The sequence below is a fragment of the Aquiflexum sp. genome (assembly GCF_977115555.1).
Genome location: NZ_CDSBKL010000363.1, coordinates 1 through 4,036, shown reverse-complemented (window position 1 = coordinate 4,036; position 4,036 = coordinate 1). Strand labels below are relative to the sequence as shown.

Annotated in this window: 4 protein-coding genes; 1 reads left to right on the top strand and 3 read right to left on the bottom strand. The window is 39.6% G+C overall.

What is annotated here, in order from left to right:
* The first annotated feature begins 286 nt into the window (after window positions 1-286).
* A complete protein-coding gene (locus tag ACZFYI_RS16685) occupies window positions 287-1,627 on the top strand; it encodes a Gfo/Idh/MocA family protein (protein ID WP_462525261.1) in 1,341 nt (446 codons plus the stop codon).
* On the opposite strand, the gene ACZFYI_RS16680 is transcribed toward ACZFYI_RS16685, so the two are convergent.
* From ACZFYI_RS16680 to ACZFYI_RS16670, 3 genes are all read right to left on the bottom strand, one after another.
* Window positions 1,628-2,245: a hypothetical protein gene (locus tag ACZFYI_RS16680; protein ID WP_462525260.1), complete on the bottom strand. Its 618-nt coding sequence runs from the start codon at window positions 2,243-2,245 to the stop codon at window positions 1,628-1,630. It abuts the gene before it with no gap.
* Between the two features lie 62 nt (window positions 2,246-2,307).
* The gene (locus tag ACZFYI_RS16675; protein WP_462525259.1) at window positions 2,308-2,868 is read right to left on the bottom strand and encodes a GNAT family N-acetyltransferase; all 561 of its coding nucleotides are present in this window, start codon (window positions 2,866-2,868) and stop codon (window positions 2,308-2,310) included.
* Between the two features lie 20 nt (window positions 2,869-2,888).
* On the bottom strand, window positions 2,889-4,007 hold the full coding sequence (locus tag ACZFYI_RS16670) for a pyridoxal phosphate-dependent aminotransferase (RefSeq protein WP_462525258.1): 1,119 nt from the start codon (window positions 4,005-4,007) through the stop codon (window positions 2,889-2,891).
* Between the last annotated feature and the right edge of the window lie 29 nt (window positions 4,008-4,036).

Below are 4,036 nucleotides of genomic sequence, written 5' to 3'. Positions count from 1 at the left end.
ATTTGGAAAGATAAGGTTCCTGAATACTTGTATTTTGAGAAATTTAGATTTGGTATAAGTAAAAATCAAAACGTTTTTTAATAAATAACAAAAGATGGTAGTATTGTCTCGTCATATTCAATTGACTTTCAATAAGCAAATTTATACACTTTTATACCATCGGCTTTCCCTTCCTCAGTATATCATATATATTTAAAAGAATATGTGGAAATTCTGAAATTTAATTTCGCATTCTGAACTTTCTTTCAAACAAAAAAAACCTTAAAAATAAAATAACTGGAACATTATGAATTCAAGAAGAAAATTCATCCAAAATGGCCTTTTGCTTTCCGCAGGATTAAGTATGCCCGGCATGATACACGCTGACTCATTATCAGCCCTCAACAAGAAAATTGCCCCTTCCGATCAGCTGAATTTTGCAGTGATAGGATGTAAAGGAATGGGCTGGTCCAATATGAACGCCCATCTCAAAATGCCCAATGTCAACTGTGTGGCTATAGCTGACATTGATCAAAGCGTACTTGACCAAAGGTCAGAGGATGTGAACAAGCTTAGGGGAAAAAAACCTCAGGTTTATAAGGATTATCGCAAAATGCTCGAAAACAAGGACATTGATGCTGTCATCATCGGTACTCCTGACCATTGGCATTGTTTGACTATGATAGATAGCCTTTCAGCTGGAAAACATGTCTATGTCGAAAAGCCGATAGCGAACACTATTGAAGAATGTAACCTCATGGTAAAGGCCAAGCAGCGTTATGGAAAAATGGTGCAGGTAGGTCAATGGCAGCGAAGTGGTTCTCAATATGCCGAGGCTATAGCTTATGTAAAATCAGGGAAACTTGGTCAGATCAGACTTGTAAAGACCTGGGCTTATCAAGGATGGATGAAACCGGTTCCTGTCTTGCCTGATACACCTGTTCCTCAGGGCGTTGATTATGACATGTGGCTTGGGCCTGCCCCAAAGCGGCCTTTTAATGAAAACCGTTTCCATTTTAATTTCAGATGGTTTTGGGATTATGCTGGTGGATTGATGACAGATTGGGGTGTTCATGAGATAGATATTGCCTTGTTTGCCATGGGAGTTACAGCACCAAAATCTGTCATGGCCTCAGGTGGAAAATTTGCCTATCCTGACGATGCTTCAGAGACTCCTGATACCTTGCAGACCGTCTATGAATATGATGGATTTAATATGCTTTGGGAACATGCTACCGGAATTGATGGAGGAAATTATGGTACTACAGAAGGGATTGCTTTCATTGGAAACAATGCTACTTTGGTAGTCAACAGAGGAGGATGGAAGGTAATCCCTGAGACAGAAAACAAAGAAGGTAAAAGAGTAAATAAAGTGGAAGAGATCCAACTCATCAAACCTAATGGAAATCCACTTGAACTCCACGCGCAAGGCTTTGTCAGTTCTATCATCAATAACGATGCTTCAAAATTGACCTGTGGTATTGAGACTGGAAGTATTGCCGCCATCAACGCACAAATGGGAAATATCGCTTACAAAACCGGCAAAAAAGTATATTGGGATGCTAACAGAGGTCAATTTACTGATCCTGAAGCAAATTCATTGATGAAAGCCAATTATCACAACGGATGGAAATTGCCAACAGTTTGATCAAGGATTAAAAGATGAAAGATTAAGGGGAAGGTTATTGGTTCCGGTAGCCTTCACCCCTTCTTTGGTTACCCAATCGTGGGTTATTTTTACCATATTTTTTTCAAAGTCAAATTGGATGGTGATTTTGCCTTCCAAAGCATCATGCACGCTCTCAAATGTCAATTCATCTTGAAAATAGTTGAGTCCGATGGATGGTCCATTAGAGAAATTTTTGCCTTCCAAGCTTGGGATTATTGTAGCATCAGTAATCCCTGTCGGAGGATAGACTGTATATTCACCACTTTGAAGGGGAAAGTCCGGCAAGGTTTTTCCGTTAGAAACTGATTGGATCCCAATCGACATAACCGCAGAATTGGCAATAAAAGGTCGTGCAAATTTTTCATCCGTAGAAAGATCAAGTTTTGCCCAAACATGGGAACTTGGACTGGAAATATTGACCGGCCCCGTGATAGTGAGTTTGGCTGACTTAAATTCAATTCTTTCGCCTCCCAAAGTAAAATTACTGAACTCACCAAATGGATCCTCTCCGGTATCAGTGATGGTGCAGGCTGAAATTCCGAAAATTAATAAAGCTGAAATTAGAAGAGTTGGAATCAAATACTTTTTGGTAATCATGGATTTTATAGGTTGAGGTATTTAAAATTTAGCAAAAACTGTACCCTAAAATCAGGAAGCTATTACCAATCATTTTCTCTTTTGACATACTCCCATTCCTGCTTCAAAATACTGAAATATATCGTATCCCTTCTTCTTCCACGTGTCATTAAAGTGTGGCTTCTCAATACTCCTTCCTCAATGGCATTGATGTTTTTAAGTCCCTTTCTGGCCTGGACATTCAATACATCAGTCTTAAATTCAACCCTTTCTAAACCCAAAGATTCAAAACAATAGGTCAGCATCAGCCTTTTGACTTGGGCATTGATGCCCTTTCCTTGGTAATCCAAACCAAGCCAAGTCCAACCTATTTCCAATCTGCTATCTCTTTCCGAAATATTTCCAAAAGCTGAGGAGCCTACCATAGCTCCGGTTGATTTTTCGATGATTACAAACTGAAGCCTTTGTTTTTCGAATGCCGGAATAGCCCAATCAGACAAACCTTCCTTTGTAGATAAATCATGTGTGAAAAATCGCCACATTTCAGGATTGGAAGATAAAACCAGCAAATGGGGAAGGTCTGTCTTCTCTAATGGTCTTAGTAAAACAAAATTATTTTCAAGCCTAAGGTTAAAATCTATCATCTGACAATTTCTATCCCAATTTAACCCAATGTTTCTTTTAGGACTTTATTAAAATAAGCAACCTCTTCGATTGTCCCGGTACTTATCCTACACCAATCATTAAAAGGAGGAAAAGGTCTTCCTACAATAACACCTTTGGCAAGCATTGTTTTTGCAAGTTCCTTGGCATCTTGATTAGCATGAAAGAAAACAAAATTTGCCTGTGAAGGCAGATATGGTAATTTCAATTCATCCAAGGTAGTTTCGATCATTTTCCGGGCTTCAAGATTTTTTTGGAGGCTGAATTGATAAAATTCGGTTTCTTGGAGTGCTGCTTTTCCGGCCTCAATGGCCATGATGTTGGTATTGGCAACAACCCTTTCAGAAAGTTTTTTGGCGATATCAGGTCGTGCGACCAGATATCCAAGCCTGATGCCTGCAAGACCGTACACTTTAGAAAGGGTTTTGGAAACAATTATATTTTTCCCCTCTTTCACCAATTTGACCATAGAAGGATAATTCGGGTCTTCTATATAATCGCAATAGGCCTCATCACTAAATACCATTGTCTTTTTGCTCACTGTTTCGCAGAATTCCAAGACTTCATTGGCAGGGAGCAATTTTCCTGTGGGATTATTGGGGTTACATAAGAAAACAAGTTTGGTTTTTGGGGAGACTCTTTTCTCAATTTCCTTCAAATCATAGTTCATGTCTTTATCCAAAGGAACCCAGTTGATATCTGCTCCCCAAGTCTCTGCATAGGTCATCAAAGACAAAAAAGTAGGCAATCCAGAAATGATTTCGTCGCCTTTTCCAGCATAGGTAATACCTGTGATTTTTAGGCCTTCTGTTGATCCTGCTACCAAGACGATATGATCGGGAGTTACTCCTTCTTTCTTTGCGATCATTTCTACCAAAGGTGCATTATAGGCCCAAGGATATCTACACCCTAGGTCAAAAGCATCCTGCATTGCCTTTCTGACTTTTTGGGAAGGTGCATATGGGTTTTCATTTGATCCCAACCTGATGGGATTATCCAATGGACGTGGATTGAATTTGCGGATTTCTTCCGCTGACAGCGTACTGAATGCACCGGTACCGGTAAGTAAAGCAGCTCCACCCGCTAAAGAAGCACTTCTCAACCAATCTCTTCTTGACATACAGCACAGCATTTTTCTCGAGCTTTAGA